This is a genomic window from Mycobacterium sp. NGS34, from assembly GCF_059812845.1.
In genome coordinates this window covers 96,165-115,194 of sequence record NZ_JCALDM010000005.1, presented here as the reverse complement: position 1 = coordinate 115,194, position 19,030 = coordinate 96,165, and the positions used below count along the sequence as shown (strand labels likewise).

The 19,030-nt window shown below is 69.1% G+C and carries 14 protein-coding genes and 2 pseudogenes; 5 read left to right on the top strand and 11 right to left on the bottom strand.

The annotated features are described in order from the left end of the window. Window positions 1-217 precede the first annotated feature (217 nt). Window positions 218-946 (top strand): PE family protein, encoded by a 729-nt coding sequence (locus AC5Y7V_RS14585; protein WP_499880753.1) that lies wholly within the window; start codon window positions 218-220, stop codon window positions 944-946. Window positions 947-1,027: 81 nt separating this feature from the next. Here AC5Y7V_RS14585 and rph read toward each other — a convergent pair whose 3' ends face one another. The 8 genes and pseudogenes from rph to clpS all read right to left on the bottom strand — a co-directional run bounded on the left by rph (window position 1,028) and on the right by clpS (window position 6,275). Continuing rightward, entirely contained in the window at window positions 1,028-1,807 is a 780-nt protein-coding gene (rph, locus tag AC5Y7V_RS14580) for a ribonuclease PH (protein WP_499880752.1), read from the bottom strand. Between the two features lie 27 nt (window positions 1,808-1,834). Further along, window positions 1,835-2,617: a cyclic nucleotide-degrading phosphodiesterase gene (locus AC5Y7V_RS14575; protein ID WP_499880751.1), complete on the bottom strand. Its 783-nt coding sequence runs from the start codon at window positions 2,615-2,617 to the stop codon at window positions 1,835-1,837. A gap of 72 nt (window positions 2,618-2,689) precedes the next feature. Beyond that, window positions 2,690-3,505, bottom strand: a complete 816-nt coding sequence (gene murI / locus AC5Y7V_RS14570; RefSeq protein WP_499880750.1) for a glutamate racemase — start codon at window positions 3,503-3,505, stop codon at window positions 2,690-2,692. Then, window positions 3,502-4,170: a rhomboid family intramembrane serine protease gene (locus tag AC5Y7V_RS14565; RefSeq protein WP_499880749.1), complete on the bottom strand. Its 669-nt coding sequence runs from the start codon at window positions 4,168-4,170 to the stop codon at window positions 3,502-3,504. Before AC5Y7V_RS14565 ends, murI begins: the two co-directional genes overlap by 4 nt. Before the next feature lie 48 nt (window positions 4,171-4,218). Then, window positions 4,219-4,305, bottom strand: a pseudogene (locus AC5Y7V_RS14560) (hypothetical protein); the annotation flags it as partial. A 2-nt stretch (window positions 4,306-4,307) separates the two neighbouring features. Next, window positions 4,308-5,339 (bottom strand): P1 family peptidase, encoded by a 1,032-nt coding sequence (locus tag AC5Y7V_RS14555; protein ID WP_499880748.1) that lies wholly within the window; start codon window positions 5,337-5,339, stop codon window positions 4,308-4,310. Further along, window positions 5,336-5,944: an oxidative stress transcriptional regulator AosR gene (gene aosR / locus AC5Y7V_RS14550; RefSeq protein ID WP_499880747.1), complete on the bottom strand. Its 609-nt coding sequence runs from the start codon at window positions 5,942-5,944 to the stop codon at window positions 5,336-5,338. Before aosR ends, AC5Y7V_RS14555 begins: the two co-directional genes overlap by 4 nt. A 25-nt stretch (window positions 5,945-5,969) precedes the next feature. After that, window positions 5,970-6,275 (bottom strand): ATP-dependent Clp protease adapter ClpS, encoded by a 306-nt coding sequence (gene clpS, locus AC5Y7V_RS14545; protein WP_066928670.1) that lies wholly within the window; start codon window positions 6,273-6,275, stop codon window positions 5,970-5,972. Here clpS and AC5Y7V_RS14540 point away from each other — a divergent pair. Then, window positions 6,260-7,629, top strand: a pseudogene (locus tag AC5Y7V_RS14540) (nicotinate phosphoribosyltransferase). The gene clpS and the pseudogene AC5Y7V_RS14540 overlap by 16 nt on opposite strands. Before the next feature lie 10 nt (window positions 7,630-7,639). Beyond that, the gene (locus tag AC5Y7V_RS14535) at window positions 7,640-9,649 is read left to right on the top strand and encodes an ATP-dependent DNA helicase (RefSeq protein WP_499880746.1); all 2,010 of its coding nucleotides are present in this window, start codon (window positions 7,640-7,642) and stop codon (window positions 9,647-9,649) included. Here the strand turns inward: AC5Y7V_RS14535 and glgP are convergent. Beyond that, the gene (gene glgP, locus AC5Y7V_RS14530) at window positions 9,633-12,260 is read right to left on the bottom strand and encodes an alpha-glucan family phosphorylase (protein ID WP_499880745.1); all 2,628 of its coding nucleotides are present in this window, start codon (window positions 12,258-12,260) and stop codon (window positions 9,633-9,635) included. The genes AC5Y7V_RS14535 and glgP overlap by 17 nt on opposite strands. A gap of 223 nt (window positions 12,261-12,483) precedes the next feature. Here glgP and AC5Y7V_RS14525 point away from each other — a divergent pair, with 223 nt between their 5' ends. Both AC5Y7V_RS14525 and glgB read left to right on the top strand, forming a co-directional pair. Continuing rightward, window positions 12,484-14,577, top strand: coding sequence for an alpha-1,4-glucan--maltose-1-phosphate maltosyltransferase (locus AC5Y7V_RS14525; RefSeq protein WP_499880744.1), 2,094 nt, complete (start codon window positions 12,484-12,486; stop codon window positions 14,575-14,577). A 6-nt stretch (window positions 14,578-14,583) separates the two neighbouring features. Beyond that, window positions 14,584-16,779 carry a 1,4-alpha-glucan branching protein GlgB gene (glgB, locus tag AC5Y7V_RS14520; protein ID WP_499880743.1) on the top strand — a complete coding sequence of 732 codons (2,196 nt, stop codon included), beginning with the start codon at window positions 14,584-14,586 and terminating at the stop codon, window positions 16,777-16,779. Window positions 16,780-16,786: 7 nt separating this feature from the next. Here the strand turns inward: glgB and AC5Y7V_RS14515 are convergent, their stop codons facing one another. Next, complete coding sequence (locus AC5Y7V_RS14515) at window positions 16,787-17,689, bottom strand: tetratricopeptide repeat protein (RefSeq protein WP_499880742.1); 903 nt, start codon at window positions 17,687-17,689, stop codon at window positions 16,787-16,789. A gap of 124 nt (window positions 17,690-17,813) precedes the next feature. Continuing rightward, window positions 17,814-18,995 carry an acetyl-CoA C-acetyltransferase gene (locus AC5Y7V_RS14510; RefSeq protein WP_499880741.1) on the bottom strand — a complete coding sequence of 394 codons (1,182 nt, stop codon included), beginning with the start codon at window positions 18,993-18,995 and terminating at the stop codon, window positions 17,814-17,816. Window positions 18,996-19,030: the final 35 nt, after the last annotated feature.

Below are 19,030 nucleotides of genomic sequence, written 5' to 3'. Positions count from 1 at the left end.
TGACGGCGCGACTGCACGCGACAACAAATAGCTAGAAGATCATCAAGCGGACGATGAGTGCAAAGCACCGCACCGAAGCGCGGTCCCGACGGTTCGCGGGACGCCGATCTCGCCCTACAACATCGGCGAGTGATTTGAAAATCATCGTTTTCAAGTGGGAACGTTCTTTCGTACACTGCGGTGACCGCCGCCCGGCGTTGGCGAGGAGGAGCCGGTCATGTCGTTGCTCAACGTGGTGCCGGACATTGTGACGTCCTCGGCGCAGAATTTGCAGGAGGTCGGCACCGCGCTAAGAACCGCAACGGCGGCAGCAACCGCTCCGACAACAGCCATCGCGGCACCGGCTGCTGATGAGGTGTCGGCGGCAATCACGGCGCTCTTTGGTGCACACGCCCAAGAATTTCAAGCCCTCAGCGCCAACGCGGCAGCATTTCACGACCGGTTTTCGAGCTTGTTGGGTGGCGGAGCCGCTCAGTATGCGAGCGCAGAGGCCGCAAACGCCGCGCAAACGCTGACAGACGCTCCTGTCAGTACTCTCTTGGGCGAGATCTCGACTGCCGTGAGTTTTGTGACAGATCCAGTCGGGACTTTGAAAGATGCGGCGGTGGACAAATATCTTTCGTACATCGGCTGGGATACGTCGAGCAGCTACTCTTTGGGTCCGGATGGCACCGGCTTCGGTGTCGAAGGACATGCCACCGCATCCTGGAGCTATAACCCGAATAGAACCATTCACGCCCTTGTTCCCTCGGCCCCGCCTACGAACTTGCCAGTCCTAGGGTTGTCGGCAACCGCGCAGGTGCACAACAATCTCAATACCGGCGCCGATCTAATTTGGCAGATCAACACTCCACTGGGATCTACCGCGTTCTTTGCGGACAGGGCCGCCAATAGTACGGTCACAAACTATGGGGCCTATTTCGGCCCTTGGAGCATTAACTGGTGATATCAAAATCCCAGACCGAGGGCTAATTGATAGACCGGTCAAGGCTAAACGGGTAATCGGTCGAGTCTATTTGAAGGTGGGTCAGCTGCCGAACGCCTTCGACGGCGCCGGCCCCTCGGGCAGCACACCGGGGTACGGCTGCTCCAGCGCCGAACGCTGGGCGGCGAACAACTGGTCGCACGCCGCGAGCGCGACGTCGAGCAGCTTGTCCAGGGTCGAGCGCGGGAACGTCGCACCCTCGCCGGTCCCCTGGATCTCCACCAGGGTTCCGGTGTCGGTGGCCACGACGTTCATGTCGACCTCGGCGCGGGAGTCCTCGTCATAGGGCAAGTCGACCCGGATCCGGCCGTCCACCACGCCGACGCTGACCGCCGCGATGGCACACGACAGCGGCCGCGGGTCGGAAAGCTTGCCCGCCGCCGACAGGTAGGTGACCGCGTCGGCCAGGGCGACGTAGGCGCCCGTGATGGCCGCGGTGCGGGTGCCGCCGTCGGCCTGCAACACGTCGCAGTCGACGGCGATCGTGTTCTCCCCCAACGCCCGCAGGTCGATGCACGCCCGCAGCGACCGGCCGATCAGCCGGCTGATCTCCTGGGTGCGTCCGCTCGGCCGGCCCTTCACGGATTCGCGGTCGGAGCGCGTGTGGGTGGCCGACGGCAGCATCGCGTATTCGGCGGTCAGCCATCCCAGCCCGGAACCCTTGCGCCAGCGCGGCACGCCCTCGGTCACGCTGGCGGTGCACATGACCTTGGTGTGGCCGAATTCGATCAGTACCGAGCCCGCCGGGTGGTCTGTGAATCCGCGGGTGATGACGACGGGGCGAAGCTCGTCGTCGAGGCGGCCGTCTTCTCGTTTGGACACCCAGTAACCCTAGCCAACGCCGGGTGCTCAGACCCTTTCGGAGCGGCGGACATCGAACGTCTCACCGCAGACCACCGCGTGCACGGGACCGTCGAACTCGGCCTTGGCCTCGGTGATGACGTCCTCGCGCGAAGTCCACGGTGGGATGTGCGTCAGCAGCAGCTCGTGCACGCCGGCCTGCCGGGCGACCCGGCCGGCCTCGGTCCCCGACAGGTGCAGGGCGGGCGGGCGGTCGGGCGCGTGCGTCCAGGAGGCCTCGCAGAGGAAGACGTCGGCGCCTCGGGCCAGCTCGACCAGCTGATCGCAGACGCCGGTGTCGCCGCTGTAGACGAACGACGCGCCGCTCGGGTCGGTGATCCGCATGCCGTACGACTCGGTGGGGTGCGCCACCACGCGGGGCGTCACCGTGAGCGCGCCGAACGTCACGGGCTCGCCATCGACCCAATGGCGAACGTCGAAAATGTCGGAGCAGTCGTCGATCTCGCCGCCGTAGGGCGACGACGCGGCGCCCAGCCGGGACCAGGTGTCGCCCGGCCCATACAACAGCGCCTTGCCGAGCGGCTTCGACGGGTGGTAGCGGCGCCATACGAACAGCCCGGGCACGTCCAGGCAGTGGTCGGCGTGCAGGTGCGACAGCAGCACGTGGACGGAGCCGGGATCGGCGTAGCGCTGCAGCGCGCCCAAAACACCGCCGCCGAAGTCGAGTACCAGCGGCGGGGTATCCGGTGCCCGAAGCAGATAACCCGATGCAGGCGAATCCGGACCGGTCACGCTGCCCGAGCAGCCGAGCACGGTTATTCGCACGGACACTACTGTGCCATGCCCGATGGGGCGATGGAGAAAACATTGCCGCTTTGGTGTGATCAGAATCTCCCCGCGCGCCTAGCGGGCGCGGGTTTGATGCACCGGCTGAACACCGGTCACCGCGGGCCCGAGAAACCGCGCGGCAAGCTTGGTGAAGGCCTCGGGATCGCCGGTGGCCTCGAAGACCCTCGTGGCGGGCGGCGCGTCATGCGGGCGCAGCAGGTCCTTTTCGGTGAGCACCCGCAGCACCTCCTTGGCGGTCTCCTCGGCGCTCGAGACCAGCGTGACGTTCTCGCCCATCGCCAGTTGGATCAGCCCGGACAGCAGCGGGTAGTGCGTGCACCCGAGCACGAGCGTGTCGACCTGCGCGCGCTGCAGCGGCTCGAGGTAGCCCTCGGCCAGCCCGAGCACCTGGCGCCCGCTCGTCACGCCGCGCTCGACGAAGTCGACGAACCGCGGGCAGGCGGCCGCGGTGATCTCCGTGTCCCGGGCGGCGGCGAACGCGTCCTGGTAGGCGTGCGAGTTGATGGTCGCCCGGGTGCCGATGACGCCGATGCGCCCGTTGCGGGTGGTGGCGACCGCGCGCCGAACCGCCGGCAAGATCACCTCGACGACGGGGACGTCGTAGCGCTCGCGGGCGTCGCGCAGGCACGCCGCCGACGCCGTGTTGCAGGCGATCACCAACGCCTTGACGCCGCGGTCGACCAGGTCGTCGCCGATGGCCAGCGCGTGCGCGCGAACCTCGGGAATGGTGAGTGGCCCGTAGGGACCGTTGGCGGTGTCACCGACGTAGATCATGTCCTCGTCGGGCAGCTGGTCGATGATCGCCCGCGCGACGGTCAGTCCCCCGACGCCGGAGTCGAAGACCCCGACGGGCGCTAACGGCGAACTCATGCCTTGGCGCGTCGCGCGCCGGCTTTCTTTTCGCGGGCCTTGCGCTCCGGGGCAGACAGCAGATACGCCGCGACGACGCCGGCGACCGCACCGGACAGGTGGCCCTGCCAGGACACGCCGCCGCATTGGTGGAGCACCGGCATCGCGCCCAACAGCACGCCGCCGTATGCGAACAACACCACCAACCCAATGACGATGTCGGTGAACCTGCGCACGAATACCCCGAACACCAGCAAAAACGTCAGCCAGCCGAAGATCAGGCCGGAGGCGCCGATGTGGTCGGTCGGCCCGCAGCTGCTGCCGACGTCGCCGATCAGCCAGGTGCCGAAGCCGCCCAGGATCCATACGATCGCCGTGGCCCAGACGAACCGCGACAACCCGGCCAGCGTCATCAGGAATCCCAGCACCAGCAGCGGGATCGTGTTGGCCATCAGGTGCTGCCAGTTGGCGTGCAGAACCGGGGCGAAGATGATCCCCCACAGGCCGTCGGCCTCCAGCGGCCTGATGCCGTTGGAATCCAGCCTGCCGCCCATCAGCTGGTCGATCAGCTCGACCAGGTAGAGGAGCGCGACGAAGGTGAGGATCGTCGCCCCACCGACCATCCATTGGGGTCGCTTTTTCGATTGCTTTGCTGGTGTGCGCGGCTGCCCGACCTGCCCGCTCATTGAGCGCCACTCCTCCTCATCGCTGCGCTCTGCATCGTCGCCGGCGCGTCATGCCCATAGCTGCCCTTCTAGAGCGTTCTCCGCATCGTCCAGGCTACCGGCATAGGCGCCGGTGGACAGATACTTCCAGCCGGCCCTCAGGCGAATGCTCCGGGCAACACGGCTCGGTAGGTCGGTATTCCGGCGACCGATTCGGCGGCGAAGACCGCGGAAAGCACCGCGCGGGCCAGGCAGTCGGCCGCGGCCACACCGACCTCGGTGACAAGGCCCGTCTCCGGCGAGAACGCGGCGGGCGGCGGCTTGGAGCCCGCGTCCGGGGCCACCTCGACGGCCCCCGTGGCCAGCGCGAACACGGTGTCGCCGTCCAGCGGGGTGTGCGCCGGCCGGATGGTCCGCGCCAGCCCGTCCTGGGCGGCGATCGCGATGCGCCGGCACCCGGCCGCGCTCAGCGCGGCGTCGGTCGCGACGACGGCGATCGTGGTGTTGAGCGGATTCAGGGGCGACGGCAGCTGCGCGAACGCGTCGATCTGCTCGGCGGGCGGGGGCGTCAGCCCGAACTCGGCGATCAGGTCGGTCATCCATGGCAGGCCGGTCGCGCGGTCCGCGACCTCGCCCGCGGAGTTCACGACGACGACGGCGCCGACGGTGACCCCGGACGTCAACGTCGTCGACGCCGACCCGACGCCGCCCTTGAGCACCCCGGCGCGAGCGCCGACCCCGGCGCCAACGGTCCCGACGGCCACCGCGCCGGCTTCGGCGGCCGCGCAGGCCGCATAGCCGAACTCCGTGGTCGGGCGGCGGTCCCAGCCGCCGACCGGCAGGTCGAAGATCACCGCGCCCGGCACGATGGGCACCACGCCGCCTTCCATGGCCAGGCCGCGCCCGTTCTCTTCCAGCCAGCGCATGACCCCGTCGGCGGCCGCCAGTCCATAGGCGCTGCCGCCGGCGAGCAGCACCGCGTCGACGAACCGCACGGTGTTCGCCGGATCCAGCAGGTCGGTCTCGCGGGTGCCGGGCGCACCGCCGCGGCAATCGACGCCGCAGACCGTCCCGGGCGGGGTCAGCACGACCGTCACGCCGCTGGCCCAGCCGGCGCCCATCGACGCGTCGGGGTCGAGCCTCTGGTGGTGACCGACGCGGATGCCCGCGACGTCGGTGATCGAGTTCATCCGGCCGGTCCCCCCATCAGCGCCAGGACCAGATACTCCTGCAGGACGGTCAGCCACTGGTAGACGTCGAAATGCACGGCCAGCGGGTGGTCGGCGGGAAGGCGTTCCGGGCCTTCCGGGCCGATCTCGAGCATCACCCCCAGCGTCAGCCGGATGTCGTTGACCGCCGCGATCCAGCAGTTCGCGTCGCCCTCGGTCAGCTCGAAACGGCCGCCGTTGTCCGGAACGGTGTCCAGAAGCCGTTGTGCGGCAGCGCGTTTGGCCGCAATGATCTCCGGTTCGTGCAGACTGCGCAGCGCGGCGTTGAGGCTGTCGGGCGCGTCGCCGGAAGCTTTGTCGTCCGCGTCATCGGGTCCGGCGGCGTCGTCGGGATTGTGGAAATCCGGCAGCAGCCGACGCAGCGTCGGATCGCGTGGCGGTTCGGCGTGCCCGGTCTTGATGCCGGTGATCTCCTCGAGTTCGTCTGTGGGTGAAGAAGATTCGCGCTCGTCGAGCAGGCCGATCATCGCGCTGACGAGGTTCTTGAGCAGGGCAGCCTCGTGGGACGCCAAGGCGGACCGAAAACGGGGGCCGTTGGCGGTATCGACGCGCTTCCATTTGCGCACAAGGAGTCCCGGACTGCCTCGAATCTCAGCGGTCCTGCTGCAACGTCGCCCACAAACCGGCGGCATGCAGCTTGGACACGTCGACTTCCATGGATTCCCGGCTGCCCGCCGAGACCACCGCCTTGCCTTCGTTGTGCACCTGCAGCATCAGCTTCGTCGCGTGCGGCTCGCTGTAGCCGAATAACTTCTGGAAGACATACGTCACATAGGTCATCAGGTTGACCGGGTCGTCCCACACGATGGTGACCCACGGGCTGGCCGTGACGTCGACCGGCGCGGACTCGCGTTGCCCGGTAGTGCCCGGTTTCGTGGGCGCTGACGCAACAACCATGGCCCCTACGATACCGAGGCACACGCGCGCCGCCCCCAGCCGTTACCGTTGCGGAATGAACGAGCCGGTCCCGGCTGGGCTGCTGACCGACAAGTACGAGTTGACCATGCTGGCGGCGGCGCTGCGCGACGGCACCGCGCACCGCCGGACCACGTTCGAACTGTTCGCCCGCCGCCTGCCCGAAGGGCGCCGCTATGGCGTGGTCGCCGGCACCGGCCGGCTCCTGGAAGCGTTGCCGCAGTTCAGGTTCGACGACGAGGCGTGCGAATTGCTGGCGCGATTTCTCGACCCGGGCACCCTGGCGTACCTGCGCGATTTCCGGTTCGGCGGGGATATCGACGGCTACGCCGAAGGCGAGCTCTACTTCCCCGGGTCGCCCGTGCTGTCGGTGCACGGCAGCTTCGCCGAATGCGTGCTTCTGGAAACGTTGGCGCTGTCGATCTTCAACCACGACACGGCGATCGCGTCGGCGGCGGCGCGCATGGTCAGCGCGGCCGGGGACCGCCCGCTGGTCGAGATGGGATCGCGCCGAACCCACGAACAGGCGGCGGTGGCGGCGGCCCGCGCCGCGTACATCGCCGGCTTCGCCGCGTCCTCCAACCTGGAGGCCCAGCGCCGATACGGGATTCCCGCCGAGGGCACGTCCGCGCACGCGTTCACCATGCTGCACACGCACCGGGACGGCCCGGACGAGGTGGCGGCGTTTCGCGCCCAGGTCGACGCGCTGGGCGCCGGCACCACGCTGCTGGTGGACACCTACGACGTGACGACCGGCGTGGCCAACGCAGTCGCCGCCGCCGGCACCGGGCTCGGCGCCGTGCGCATCGACTCCGGTGAGCTCGGGGTGCTCGCCCGTCAGGTGCGCGAACAGCTCGACGGGCTGGGGGCCACGCAAACCCGCATCGTGGTGTCCGGCGATCTCGACGAGTTCAGCATCGCCGCCCTGCGCGCCGAGCCGGTCGACAGCTACGGCGTCGGCACGTCGCTGGTGACCGGCTCGGGCGCGCCGACCGCGAGCATGGTCTACAAGCTGGTCGAGGTGGACGGCATGCCCGTCCAAAAGCGAAGCAGCCACAAGGAATCCCGCGGCGGCCGCAAGGAGGCGCTGCGCCTGGCGCGTCCGACGGGGACGATCACCGAGGAGGTGGTGTACCCCGCGGGGCGCCCACCGGAGACCACCGAACCGTGCCGGTTGGTCACGATGCCCCTGGTCCGCGGCGGGCAGGCGGTGTTCGACGCGGACCTGTCGACGGCGCGGGGGCTGGTGACTTCGGGACTGCGCAGCCTGCCCTGGGAGGGGCTGAACCTGTCGCACGGCGAGCCCGCGATCCCGACGACGCAGATCCGGCCCTGAGAGCGGGGGAATGACCACGATCGACGTGTCCGTGTCCGCGTTGCTCGCCGTCGCTGTCGCCGCGCTCGGCGGCAGCGAGCGCCGCGGCCAGGTGGAGATGGCCGGCGCCGTCGAGCGGGCCTTCCAAACCGGCGAGCACCTCGTCGTGCAGGCCGGCACGGGGACCGGCAAGTCGCTGGCCTACCTGGTCCCCGCGATCGTTCGCGCGGTCACCGACGACGCGCCGGTCGTCGTGTCGACGGCCACGATCGCGCTGCAGCGCCAGCTCGTCGATCGCGACCTGCCGCGGCTGGCCGATTCGCTCGCCGACGCGCTGCCGCGCCGGCCCCGCTTCGCGCTGCTGAAGGGGCGCCGAAACTACTTGTGCCTGAACAAGATCCATAACGGCGCCGCAGGCGGCGAGCCGGACGACGAACGGCCGCAGGAAGAGCTCTTCGATCCGGTGGCGGTCAGCGCGCTGGGGCGCGACGTGCAGCGGCTCACCGCCTGGGCGTCGACGACCGAATCGGGCGACCGTGACGACCTGAAGCCCGGCGTGCCGGACCGATCCTGGTCGCAGGTCAGCGTGTCGGCCCGGGAATGCCTGGGCGTGGCGCGCTGCCCGTTCGGCGCCGAGTGCTTCTCCGAGCGGGCGCGTGGCCGGGCCGGCGCCGCGGACATCGTCGTCACCAATCACGCGCTGCTGGCCATCGACGCCGTCGCGGAGTCGGCCGTGCTGCCCGAGCACGCGCTGCTGGTCGTCGACGAGGCGCACGAGCTGGTCGACCGGGTGACGTCGGTGGCCACCGCGGAACTGACGTCGGCCGCCCTCGGCGTCGCCGCGCGCCGGATCGCCCGGCTGGTTAATCCCGAACTGGTGCAGCGGCTGGAGGCGACGACCGCCAACTTCTCCGCGTACATCCACGACGGCACGCCGGGCCGCATCGACCGCCTCGACGACGAGCTGGCGACCTACCTGACCGCGCTGCGCGACGTGGCCACGGCGGCGCGCTCGGCGATCGACACCACCAGCGACACCAAGGTGGCGTCGGCGCGCGCCGAAGCCGTTGCGGCGCTGAGCGAGATCTCCGACACCGCGTCACGGATCCTGACGTCGTTCACCCCACCCATTCCGGATCGCACCGACGTGGTCTGGCTCGAGCACGAGGACAACCGGGGTTCGGTGCGGTCGGTGTTGCGGGTGGCGCCGCTGTCGGTCGCCAGCCTGCTGCGCACCGAGGTGTTTTCGCGCTCGACGACGGTGTTGACGTCGGCGACGCTGGCGATCGGCGGGTCCTTCGAGGCCATGGCCGCGGCCTGGGGCCTGGCCGGAACGGACTCGGAGGAACCGGCGGCCTGGCGTGGTCTCGACGTGGGGTCGCCGTTCGAGCACGCTAAGGCCGGGATCCTGTACGTGGCCGCCCACCTGCCGCCGCCGGGCCGCGACGGCACCGGCTCGGCCGAGCAGCTGAGCGAGATCGCCGAACTCATCACCGCCGCCGGCGGGCGCACCCTGGGGTTGTTCTCGTCGATGCGCGCCGCCCGTGCCGCCGCCGAGGCCATGCGCGGGCGGCTGTCGACGCCGGTGCTGTGCCAGGGCGACGACAGCACCTCGGCGCTCGTCGAGCAGTTCGCCGCCGACGAGGAGACCTCGCTGTTCGGCACCCTGTCGCTGTGGCAAGGCGTCGATGTGCCGGGGCCGTCGCTGTCGCTGGTGCTGATCGATCGCATCCCGTTCCCGCGGCCCGACGACCCGCTGCTGGGAGCGCGGCAGCGCGCGGTGGCCGCGCGCGGCGGCAACGGCTTCATGGCCGTCGCCGCCAACCATGCCGCGCTACTGCTGGCGCAGGGGTCGGGCCGGCTGCTGCGCCGCGTCAGCGACCGGGGCGTGGTCGCGGTCCTGGACTCGCGGATGGTGACCGCCGGCTACGGCGGCTACCTGCGCGCGTCGCTGCCGCCGTTCTGGGCGACGACCGACGGCGCGCGGGTTCGCGCCGCGCTGGAACGGCTGCGCGCACCCGCGTCTAGCGAGCCAGCGTGACCAGACCGAGCTCGTTGCTGGCGGCCAGCATCGGGTTGTTCGGCAGCACGCGCACCGTGTATCCCACCGCGCCGGCCAGCGGCAGCGGCGTGGTCGTCGAGAAGACCTGATTGCCGCCCTCCGCGGTGCCGGTGTAGGACATCTCGACGGTGACCGGGTCCAGCAGCGCGTCGCCGGTGTCGACCCTGCCCACCAGCGCCTGGACCGTGACCTCGTCGGGCGCCAGGCCGTCCAGCTGCACGGTCGCGGTCAGCGTCAACTTGGAGCCGAGCACCGGGGTGTCCGGCAGGCCGGTGCTGTCGACGTCGGTGATGGTGATCTTGGGCCACGCATCGTGGGCGCGCCGGCGATAGACGGCCAGCTCGCGGGCCGCGTCGAACTCGGCGCCGCCGTCCTCGGCCGCCGTGGTCCTGCGCAGCGATTCCGCCGCCGGCGTGTAGTACTGCTCGACGTAATCGCGAACCATGCGGGACGCCAACACCTTCGGGCCGAGCGTCTGCAGCGTGTGGCGCACCATCTCGATCCACCGTGGCGGGACCCCGTGTTCGTCGCGCTCGTAGAACTTCGGCGCCACCGACTGCTCCAGCAGGTTGTACAGCGCGGTGGACTCCAGGTCGTCGCGACGGGACTCGTCGGCGACGCCGTCGGCAGTCGGTATCTCCCAACCGTTTTCGCCGTCGTACCACTCGTCCCACCAGCCATCGCGGATGGACAGGTTCAGCCCGCCGTTCAGCGCGCTCTTCATCCCCGACGTGCCGCAGGCCTCCAGGGGGCGCAACGGGTTGTTCAGCCAGACGTCGCAGCCCCAGTACAGCAGCCGGGCCATCGACATGTCGTAGTCGGGCAGGAAGGCGATGCGGTGGCGCACGTCCGGCCGGTCGGCGAACCGCACCACCTGCTGGATCAGCGCCTTGCCGCCGTCGTCGGCGGGGTGCGATTTGCCGGCGACGATCAGCTGGATCGGCCTCTCCTCGTCGAGCAGCAGCTGTTCGAGCCGTTCGGGGTCGCGCAGCATCAGCGTCAGGCGCTTGTACGTCGGCACCCGCCGGGCAAACCCGATGGTCAGCACGTTGGGATCGAAAGCCGTTGCGATCCAGCCCAGTTCGGCATCCGGCGCGCCCCGCTCCTGCCACGAGCGGCGCAGCCGCCGCCGAACGTCCTCGACCAGCAGCGCCCGAAGTTGCGACCGGATCCACCACAGATGCCCGGCGTCGACCTCCTGCACCCGCAGCCACACGCCGGGATCGCCGAACGAGTCCGACCCGGCCAGCTCGCGCCCCAGCTGCAGCCATTGCGGGGCCGCCCAGGTGCGCGCGTGCACGCCGTTGGTGATCGACCCGATCGGCACCTCGGCCGAATCGAATCCCGGCCACAGCTCGTTGAACATGGCCCGGCTGACCCGGCCGTGCAGCAGTGAGACGCCGTTGGCGCGCTGGGCCAGCCGCAGGCCCATGTGGGCCATGTTGAACTTCGTCGGATCGTCCTCCGCGCCGAGCGCGATGATCCGCGCGGTCGGCACGCCCGGCAGCAGGGCGGGCGCACCCTTGGCCTTCGTCGCCCCGTCGGCGCCGTCCTGCAGCCCGTCGTCGAAGTAAAGCCGCACCATGTCGACCGGGAAGCGGTCGATACCGGCGGGCACCGGCGTGTGGGTGGTGAACACGGTGGCCGACCGCACGACGGTCAGCGCGGTGTCGAAGTCCAGGCCGGAATCGGTGATCAGCTCGCGGATGCGTTCGGCCCCGAGGAACCCCGCATGGCCCTCGTTCATGTGCCACACCTCGGGCGCCGGCAGGCCCTCGACGGCGGTGAACGCGCGGATGGCGCGCACGCCGCCGATGCCGGCCAGGATCTCCTGGCGCATGCGGTGTTCCTGGTCGCCGCCGTATAGGCGATCGGTGACGCCGCGCAGTTCGTGCTCGTTCTCCGGGACGTCGGAATCCAGCAACAGCAGCGGGACGCGACCCACCTGCGCGACCCAGACCCGCGCCCGCAGCTGCGCCGAGTCGGGAAGCGTCAGTTCCACCAGCACGGGTTCGCGCGCGGCGTCGGTGAGCAGCCGCAGCGGCAGGCCCTGCGGGTCCAGCGCCGGGTAGGTCTCGTGCTGCCAGCCGTCCGCGGTCAGCGACTGCCGAAAGTAGCCGGAGCGGTAGTACAGGCCCACCGCGATCAACGGGACGCCGAGGTCGGACGCGGACTTCAGGTGGTCGCCGGCGAGGATTCCCAGGCCGCCCGAATAGTTGGGCAGCACCTCGGCCACGCCGAACTCCATCGAGAAGTAGGCGATGGCGGCCGGCAGCGCGGCCCCGGCGTGCTGCCGCTGCTGATACCAGAGCGGACGGCTCAGGTAATCGTTCAGGTCGGCCGACAGCGCATCGAGCCGGCCGACGAATTCTTCGTCGAGCGCCAGTTCGTCGAGCCGCGCCGGGCTCACCGCCCCGAGCAGCGCCACCGGGTCGGAGCCGCACCGCGCCCACAGCGTCGGGTCGATCGCCGCGAAAAGGTCTTGCGTGGGCTTGTCCCACGACCACCGCAGGTTGGTCGAAAGCTGATCCAGCGCGGCCAGACGATCGGGCAAATGAGCACGGACGGTAAAGCGGCGAAGGGCTTTCACACGTCATTACCTTACTGAGGATTTCGGCGCTCGCAGGTCCAGCGAGCGCCCGTTTGCTTTCAGCGGTGTGTGATCGCCCACTAGGGTGGGTATCGGTTAGTTATTGGGCCGCAACGATGCGGTCCGTCCGATGAAGTCCCCACGACAGGAAGTTTCTGAGCGGCGAGACATTCCGCGACGAAAGCACAGCGCGGTCTCGCCACACAATCGAAACGGAGTGGTTGTGCCCGGTCGTGTCGAGATCGACAACGTCCAGCCCGTCGTCTCCTGCGGCGCGTACCCCGCCAAGGCGGTGGTCGGTGAGATGGTCCCGGTAAGCGCCGCGGTCTGGAGAGAAGGCCACGAGGCGGTCGCGGCGACCCTGGTCGTGCGCTACCTCGGGCAGCGTTACCCGCAGGCGACCGAAGCCCGCCGGATCAAGGCCGTCGCGGCCCCCGAACGGACCGCGCCAGCGCTCGACGGCAAGGCGGCCGAGCAGCGGATCAAGCCGCTGCTGCTGCCGATGACCGAGGGCCAGGAACCTTATGTGTTCCACGGGGTGTTCACCCCCGACCGGGTCGGGCTGTGGACCTTCCGCGTCGACGGGTGGGGCGATCCCATCCACTCGTGGCGGCACGGGCTGGTCGCCAAGCTCGATGCCGGGCAGGGCGCCACCGAGCTGTCCAACGATCTGCTGGTGGGGGCCGTACTGTTCGAGCGCGCCGCGACCGGTGTGCCGCGGGCGCGGCGCGATCCGCTGCTGGCGGCGGCCAAGGCGCTGCGCGCACCGGGCGACGCGGTCACCCGCACGGCGCTTGCGCTGGACCCCGAAATCGAGGAACTCCTGGCGGAGTTTCCGTTGCGGGACCTGGTCACCCGCGGCGAGCAGTTCGGGGTGTGGGTGGACCGGCCGTTGGCCCGCTTCGGCGCGTGGTACGAGATGTTCCCCCGCTCGACGGGCGGCCGGGACGCGAACGGCAAGCCCGTGCACGGCACGTTCGCCACGGCGGCCGCCCAGCTACCGCGTATCGCGGACATGGGCTTCGACGTCGTCTACCTGCCGCCCATTCATCCGATCGGGAAGGTACATCGCAAGGGCCGCAACAACTCCCCCACCGCAGCGCCCGGAGACGTGGGATCGCCGTGGGCGATCGGCAGCGACGAGGGCGGCCACGACGCGATTCACCCGGACCTGGGCACGATCGACGACTTCGACGACTTCGTCTCCGCCGCAAGCGATCTGGGCATGGAGGTGGCGCTGGACCTGGCGCTGCAATGCGCGCCGGACCATCCGTGGGCCCGCGACCACCGGCAGTGGTTCACCGAACTGCCCGACGGGACCATCGCCTACGCGGAGAACCCGCCGAAGAAGTACCAGGACATTTATCCGATCAACTTCGACAACGACCCGGCGGGACTCTACGACGAGGTGCTGCGGGTGGTCCGGCACTGGATCGACCACGGCATCAAGTTCTTTCGGGTCGACAATCCGCACACCAAGCCCCCAGACTTCTGGGCCTGGCTGATCGGTCAGGTCAAAGACGCCGATCCCGACGTGCTCTTCCTATCGGAGGCGTTCACACCGCCGGCGCGGCAATACGGCCTGGCCAAGCTCGGCTTCACGCAGTCCTACAGCTACTTCACCTGGCGCACGGCCAAATGGGAGCTCACCGAGTTCGGCAACGACATCGCCGCTCTCGCCGACTTTCGCCGGCCGAACCTGTTCGTCAACACCCCCGACATCCTGCACGCGGTGCTACAGCACAACGGCCCGGGCATGTTCGCCGTCCGCGCCGTGCTGGCGGCGACCATGGGTCCCGCCTGGGGCGTGTACTCCGGCTACGAGCTGTTCGAACACCGCGCGGTGCGGGAGGGCAGCGAGGAGTACCTGGACTCCGAGAAGTACGAATTGCGGCCCCGCGACTTCGCGGGCGCGCTGGCCGAGGGGCGATCGCTCGAGCCCTTCATCAAGCGGCTCAACATGATTCGCCGCCTGCACCCGGCGCTGCAGCAGCTGCGCACGATCCATTTCCATGGCGTTGACAACGACGCGATGCTGGCCTACAGCAAGTTCGACCCGGCCACCGGCGACTGCGTGCTGGTGGTGGTGTCGCTGAACGCGTTCGGACCCGAGGAAGCGACGCTGTGGTTGGACATGGCGGCATTGGGTATGGAGCCTTATGAGCGCTTTTGGGTGCGCGACGAGATCAGCGGTCAGGAATTTCAATGGGGGCAGTCCAATTACATTCGCCTCGATCCCGCGCAGGCGGTCGCGCACATCATCAACATGCCGCTCATACCGTACGAATCGCGAATCACGCTGCTGCGTAGGAGGTGACGGGCCGTGAGCCGAACCGATGAACTGGCCGGATTAAATCTGGCGCCCGATCCGGCGGACCTGGCGCGCCTGGTGGCCGGTGCGCACTACAACCCGCACGGCATCCTGGGTGCACACGAGTACGGTGACCACACCGTCATCCGGGCGTTTCGCCCGCACGCGCGGGAAGTCGTCGCGCTCGTCGGCGGGGACCGGTTCCCGCTGCAGCATGTCGAAGCGGGCCTGTTCGCGGCGGCCCTGCCGTTCGTCGACCTGATCGACTACCGGCTCGAGGTGACCTACGAGGGTTCCGACCCGTACGTCGTCGCCGACGCCTACCGCTTCCTGCCCACCCTGGGTGAAGTCGACCTTCACCTCTTCGGGGAGGGCCGCCACGAGCGGCTCTGGGAAGTCCTTGGGGCCCATCCCCGCTCGTTCACCACGGCCGACGGCGTCGTGTCCGGGGTTTCGTTCGCGGTGTGGGCGCCCAACGCCAAGGGCGTCAACCTGATCGGCGAGTTCAACGGCTGGAACGGCAACGAGGCGCCCATGCGGGTGCTCGGCTCCTCCGGGGTGTGGGAGTTGTTCTGGCCGGGCTTTCCCGTGGAGGGCCTGTACAAGTTTCGCGTGCACGGCGCCGACGGCGTGGTGACCGAGCGCGCCGATCCCATGGCTTTCGCCACCGAGGTTCCGCCGCACACCGCGTCGCGCGTGACGCGCAGCAGCTACACGTGGGAGGACGCCGACTGGATGGCGCGCCGCGCGCAACACAATCCGGTGTTCGAGCCGATGAGCACGTACGAGGTGCACCTCGGCTCGTGGCGCCCGGGGCTCAGCTACCGCCAGCTCGCCCGTGAGCTGACGGATTATGTTGTGGAGCACGGGTTCACCCATGTGGAGCTGCTGCCAGTCGCCGAGCACCCGTTCGCGGGGTCGTGGGGATACCAGGTCACGTCGTACTACGCGCCGACGTCGCGGTTCGGCACGCCGGACGACTTCCGGGGGCTGGTCGACGCGCTGCACCGGGCCGGCATCGGCGTCATCGTGGACTGGGTGCCGGCGCACTTTCCCAAGGACGCGTGGGCGCTGGGACGATTCGACGGCACCCCGCTCTACGAGCACGCCGACCCCAAGCGCGGGGAGCAACTCGACTGGGGCACTTACGTCTTCGACTTCGGCCGCGCGGAGGTGCGCAACTTCCTGGTGGCCAACGCCTTGTACTGGCTCGAAGAGTTCCACGTCGACGGCCTGCGGGTGGACGCCGTCGCGTCGATGCTCTACCTGGACTACTCGCGCCCCGAGGGCGGCTGGACCCCCAACGTCTACGGCGGGCGGGAAAACCTGGAGGCGGTGCAGTTCCTGCAGGAGATGAACGCCACGGCCCACAAGGCCGCTCCCGGCATCGTCACCGTCGCCGAGGAGTCGACCTCATGGCCCGGGGTGACGCGACCGACAAACCTTGGCGGCCTTGGCTTTTCGATGAAGTGGAACATGGGCTGGATGCACGACACGCTCGACTACATCAGCCGCGACCCGATTTACCGCAGCTACCACCACCACGAGATGACGTTCTCGATGCTGTACGCGTTCAGCGAGAACTACGTGCTGCCGATCAGCCACGACGAGGTGGTGCACGGCAAGGGCACGCTGTGGGGCCGGATGCCGGGCAACAATCACGTGAAGGCCGCGAGCTTGCGCAGCCTGCTCGCCTACCAGTGGGCACACCCGGGCAAGCAATTGTTGTTCATGGGCCAGGAATTCGCTCAGCGCGCGGAGTGGTCCGAGCAGAATGGTTTGGATTGGTGGCAGCTCGACGAGCAGGGCTTCTCTAACGGGGTGTTGCGCTTCGTGCGCGACATCAACCAGATTTATCGGAGCCGCCCCGCGCTGTGGAGCCAAGACACGATTCCCGACGGCTATTCCTGGATCGACGCCAACGACTCGGCCAACAACGTGCTGAGTTTCCTCCGGTATGGCAACGACGGATCGGTTATGGCCTGCGTATTCAATTTCGCGGGTTCCGAGCACAGCGGCTACCGACTGGGCCTGCCCTACGCCGGCCGCTGGCGCGAGGTGCTCAACACCGACGCGACCATTTACAACGGCTCGGGAATCGGCAACATGGGCGGCGTCGACGCCACAGAGGACCCGTGGCATGGTCGCCCCGCCTCGGCCGTCATGGTCCTGCCGCCGACGTCGGCGCTGTGGCTGGAACCCGAGTAGGGCGGACTCAGTACAGCGCGTTGGCGAGGTTCCGCCGACCGGCGATGACCTCGGGGTCAGCGGGATCGAAGAGTTCGAACAGCTCGATCAAGCGGGTGCGCACCCGGGTGCGATCGTCGCCAGATGTGCTGCGCACCAAGGCAGTCAGGCGCTCGAACGCGGCGCCGACATCCTGGTTGAGGATTTCCACGTCGGCGGCCGCCAACGCGGCCTCGATGTCGCCCGGCGCGGCCTCGGCCACCGCGATGGCGTCGGGGCGTTGCGCCGTTGCGCGCGTGAGGAAGTCGATCTGGCGGATCGCGCCCTTCGCTTCGGCGCTCGCCGGGTTGGCGTCCAGGATCGCCTGATACGACTGCTTGGCGCCGGCGAAGTCGCCGTCCTCAAGCTGCTGGCGGGCCTGGGCCAACTCCGGGTCAACTTCGGCTTGCTCGGAACCGCTTGCGCCCCTTAGCTTCCCGGCGGTCGCCGACAACAGCGAGTCGACCCAGCGCCGCAACTGGTCGGGCGGTTGCACCCCCTGGAAGCTGGACAGCGGCTGGCCGGCGGCCAAAGCCACCACGGTCGGGACCGCGTCGACACCGAATATCTGGGCCACCCGGGGGGCCACATCCACGTTGACCGTCGCGAGCGACCACTTGCCGGCGTCCTCGACCGCCAGGCCGGAAAACGTCTCGACGAGCTCCACGCACGCGTCGCTGCGCGGCGACCACAGCACGACCACCACCGGGACTTCGTCGGACCGGACCAGCACTTCGGCTTCGAAGTTGGCCTCGGTCACCTCGATCGCCCCCGGGGCCGCCGGCCCGCCGGGGCCGGGCGGAGAAGCGCTCTGTTGGGCTCGCTGCTTGAGACCGGAAAGATCGACCGCACCGGCCAGTGCGGGCCCGATACTGGGTCGCGGACGCGTCACGTCGTCAAGTCTGTCATGCGCGCGGATGCCCCCGAATAGGCCCCTCCGCGGCGCCGATGGGTGCTTATGACCTAAATCACAAACTTTCCCGAAGGGCCTACGCCAGCAACGTTAAGCAGAGCGCCTAACCGGCCCGCAGGATCAGCGCGTCGCCCTGACCGCCCGCCCCGCACAGGGCCGCAACGCCATAGCCGGAGCCGCGGCGGGCCAGCTCCAGGGCCACATGCAGCGTGATCCTGGCGCCCGACATGCCGATCGGGTGCCCGACCGCGATCGCGCCGCCGTTGACGTTGACGAGGTCGGGATCGATGCCCAGCTCGCGGGTCGAGGCGAGCGCCACCGCGGCAAAGGCCTCGTTGATCTCGACGACGTCGAGCTGGTTCACCGAAATCCCTTCGCGGCCGAGCGCTTTCTTGATCGCGTTGGCGGGCTGGGACTGGAGCGTCGAGTCGGGGCCGGCCACGACGCCGTGCGCGCCGATCTCGGCCAGCCAGGAAAGCCCCAGCTCTTGGGCTTTGGCCTTGTTCATCACCACGACCGCGGCCGCGCCGTCGGAAATCTGCGACGCCGAACCGGCCGTGATGGTGCCGTCTTTGCGGAAGGCGGGCTTGAGGCCGGCCAGGGACTCGGCGGTGGTGTTGGCGCGGATGCCTTCGTCCTCGGTGAACTGCAGCGGATCGCCCTTGCGCTGCGGGATATTGACCGGCACCACCTCGTCGGTGAAGACGCCGTCCTTCCACGCCGCGGCCGCCTTCTGGTGCGACCGCGCGGCGTACTCGTCCTGTTCGGCGCGGGTGAACTGGTCGAGGTCGTTGCGCTGCTCGGTCAGCGCGCCCATCGGCTGGTCGGTGAACACGTCGTGCAGGCCGTCGTAGGCCATGTGGTCGAGCACCGTGACGTCGCCGTACTTGTAGCCGGCCCGGCTGTCCATCAGCAAATGCGGCGCCTTCGTCATCGACTCCTGGCCGCCGGCCACCACCACGTCGAACTCCCCGGCGCGGATGAGCTGGTCGGCCAGCGCGATGGAGTCGATGCCGGACAGGCACATCTTGTTGATGGTCAGCGCCGGGACGTCCCAGCCGATGCCCGCCGCGACCGCCGCCTGACGGGCGGGCATCTGGCCGGCCCCGGCCGTCAACACCTGGCCCATGATCACGTACTCGACCGCGCTCGCCGGAAGCTTGGCCTTCTCCAGCGCGCCCGCGATCGCGATGCCGCCCAGGTCGCTGGCCGAAAAATCCTTCAGCGAACCCATCAACTTGCCGATGGGCGTCCGCGCCCCAGCAACTATCACCGACGTCTTCATGAGTACCTCCCGGGCGTGCGCCAACGGCCGTTTCC